The sequence below is a fragment of the bacterium genome (assembly GCA_027622355.1).
Lineage (GTDB): Bacteria > UBA8248 > UBA8248 > UBA8248 > UBA8248 > JAQBZT01.
The window spans coordinates 1-3,020 of record JAQBZT010000314.1 but is presented as its reverse complement, the minus strand read 5'-3'; the positions used below and the strand labels follow the sequence as shown (position 1 = coordinate 3,020).

Annotated in this window: 3 protein-coding genes; 2 read left to right on the top strand and 1 reads right to left on the bottom strand. The window is 62.3% G+C overall.

Annotated features, from left to right (window positions below):
* The coding region (locus O2807_14050; GenBank protein ID MDA1001624.1) for a hypothetical protein at positions 1–186 on the bottom strand (186 nt) is incomplete at its 3' end.
* A 28-nt stretch (positions 187–214) separates the two neighbouring features.
* Here O2807_14050 and O2807_14045 point away from each other — a divergent pair.
* A complete protein-coding gene (locus O2807_14045; protein ID MDA1001623.1) occupies positions 215–1,978 on the top strand; it encodes a 2-oxoacid:acceptor oxidoreductase subunit alpha in 1,764 nt (587 codons plus the stop codon).
* Between the two features lies 1 nt (position 1,979).
* Positions 1,980–3,020 carry a 2-oxoacid:ferredoxin oxidoreductase subunit beta gene (locus O2807_14040; GenBank protein ID MDA1001622.1) on the top strand — a complete coding sequence of 347 codons (1,041 nt, stop codon included), beginning with the start codon at positions 1,980–1,982 and terminating at the stop codon, positions 3,018–3,020.

The following is a 3,020-nucleotide window of genomic DNA, read 5'->3' as shown; positions in this document are numbered from 1 at the left end:
CCGGAAGACCGGTGTGAGGTTTTTCCCGAATTGGTTTCTTCCAACAAAAAGGACTGCTGGGAAAATGGCTGAAGACCCTGGAAACGGAGGAGCAAAACCTCTCCTGAAAGTTGGTGGAGGAGCAAAACCTCTCCTGGAAGTTATTGGAGGAGCAAAACCTCTCCTGGAAGTGGAAACCGTTGCCATTCGTTTTGCCGGTGACTCTGGCGATGGGATGCAGCTCACCGGCGATCGCTTCACCAACGCCGCCGCCATCGCCGGAAACGACCTCAGCACCTTTCCCGATTTTCCCGCCGAGATTCGCGCACCCGTCGGAACCCTTGCCGGAGTGAGCGGCTTCCAGATCAATTTTTCCAGCAAGGACATTCATACGCCGGGCGATGCGCCCGATGTGCTGGTTGCCATGAATCCCGCCGCGCTGAAGGCGAACTTCAAGGACGTCAAGCGCGGCGGCGTCATCATCGCCAACCTCGATACTTTCACGGACAAAAACCTCGAGAAGGCAGGCTATGCGTCCAGCCCGCTCGATGACAAGGAGTTTCTGGAAACCTACGACGTGCATGCCATCAAGCTGAACGAGATGACGCGGAACGCCCTCAGCGAGCTGGGCCTCCCGCCCAACGTCGTGGAGCGGTGCAAGAACTTCTTTGCCCTCGGCCTCATGTTCTGGATGTACTCCCGCTCCATGGATCAGACGCGCAAGTGGATCGAGGAGAAATTCGCCAAGCGGCCCGAGCTGGTCGAGGCCAACGTCAAGGCCATGGAGGCGGGCTTCTATTTCGGGGAAAACACCGAGATTTTCGCCAGCCACTACCTCGTCCGCGAGGCAGTCTTCCCGCCGGGGACCTACCGGAACATCTCGGGGAACACCGCCCTCGCCCTGGGCTTCATCGCGGCCACCCGGCAGATGGGCCTGAAGCTCTTCTGGGGCGCCTATCCCATCACCCCGGCCAGCGATGTGCTCCACGAACTGTCCCGGCACAAGAAATTCGGCGTCTACACCTTCCAGGCCGAAGATGAAATCGCCGCCATCTCCGCGGCGCTCGGCGCCTCCTATGCGGGCGCCCTCGGCATGACCTGCTCGAGCGGGCCCGGGATTGCCCTCAAGGGAGAGGCCATCGGCCTCGGCGTGATGGCCGAGCTGCCCCTCGTTATCGTGAACGTCCAGCGCGGCGGCCCGAGCACGGGCCTTCCGACCAAGACGGAGCAGGCCGATCTCCTCCAGGCCATGTACGGCCGGAACGGGGAGTGCCCGGTTCCGGTGCTGGCCGCCAGCACCCCGAGCGATTGCTTCTGGGCGGCGATTGAGGCCTCCCGGATTGCGGTGAAGTACATGACGCCCGTGATGCTGCTCAGCGACGGCTACCTGGGGAACGGCTCGGAGCCCTGGAAGCTTCCCTCGCTTTCCGATCTGCCGGCGCTCTCCGCCGAGCACCGGGTTGACCCGGAGGGTTTCATGCCCTATTTGCGGGATCCGGACACGCTGGCCCGGCCCTGGGTCGTGCCCGGAACGCCGGGGATGCAGCACCGCATCGGCGGAATCGAAAAGCAGGACATCACCGGGAACGTGAACTACGAGCCCGAAAACCACGAGCACATGGTCCGCACCCGGGCGGCGAAGGTGGCCGGCATCGCCAAGGACATCCCGCCGGCCGAAGTGCACGGCGAGGAGAGCGGGAAGGTGCTGGTCATCGGCTGGGGAGGCACCTACGGCGCCATCACGGCGGCCGTCGAGGCCCTGCAGGCGCGGGGCGCCTCGGTCTCCCATGTCCATCTCCGGCATCTGAATCCGTTTCCCGCCAATCTCGGCGAGGTTATCGGCAAGTTCGATCGCGTGATTGTGCCCGAGTTGAACCTGGGGCAGCTCTCCAAGATCATCCGCGCGGAATTTCTTGTCGACGCCGTTCCCTGCACCAAAGTGCAGGGCAAGCCCTTTAAGGTGAGTGAGTTGATCACCCGGATTGAGGAGCTTCTCTAGCGTGCCCACGAAAATACAAGCCAACGGAAACGAGTCATTGAACGGCAAGGGACTGGGCCTGACCCGGAAGGATTTCCAGTCCGATCAGGTTGTCCGGTGGTGCCCGGGTTGCGGCGACTACGCGATTCTCGCCCAGATCCAGAAAACCCTTCCGGAGCTGGATATCCCCAAGGAAAACTTCGTCTTCGTCGGCGGGATCGGGTGCGCCGCGCGGTTTCCCTACTACATGGACACCTACGGCTTTCACACCATCCACGGCCGGGCCCCCGCCTTCGCCACCGGGATGAAAATCACCAACCCGGGGCTTTCGGTCTGGGTCATCTCCGGCGACGGCGACGCGCTCAGCATCGGCGGGAACCATCTCATCCACGCCATGCGCCGGAACGTGGGCGTGAAGATTCTCCTGTTCAACAACCGGATCTACGGCCTCACGAAGGGGCAGTACTCCCCGACCAGCCAGGTGGGAACCCGGACGAAATCCTCTCCCCTCGGCTCCCTGGACTATCCCCTCCATCCCATTTCGGTGGCCATGGGCGCCGAATGCAGCTTCGTGGCCCGCACGATTGACCGCGATCAGAAGCACATGGGCGAGATACTCCTGCAGGCTGCCCGGCACGAGGGCACGGCGTTCGTCGAGATTTTCCAGAACTGCATCGTGTTCAACGACGGCGCCTGGCACCAGTACACCGAAAAGGGGATAAAGGAAAATAACGTGCTCTACATGGAGGACGGCCAGCCGCTCGTCTACGGCCCGCAGGACGACCGCCGCGGCATCAAGATGAAGGATTTTGGTTTCGAGATCGTGCCGGAGGGAAGCGAAGGCATCACCGTCCACAATGTGAAGGATGCGCAGGGCATCTATCCCTTCGCCCTGAGCCGCATCGAACTCGAGGGCGGACCCGTGCCGGTGGGCGTTTTCCGCGATGTGGAGCGTCCCGTCTACGATCAACAGATTGAAGAGCAGGTGGCCGCCGCCCGCGCCAAGGGAGAGGGCAATCTGAAGAAGCTGCTCTACAGCGGAGACACCTGGAAGCACAAGTAG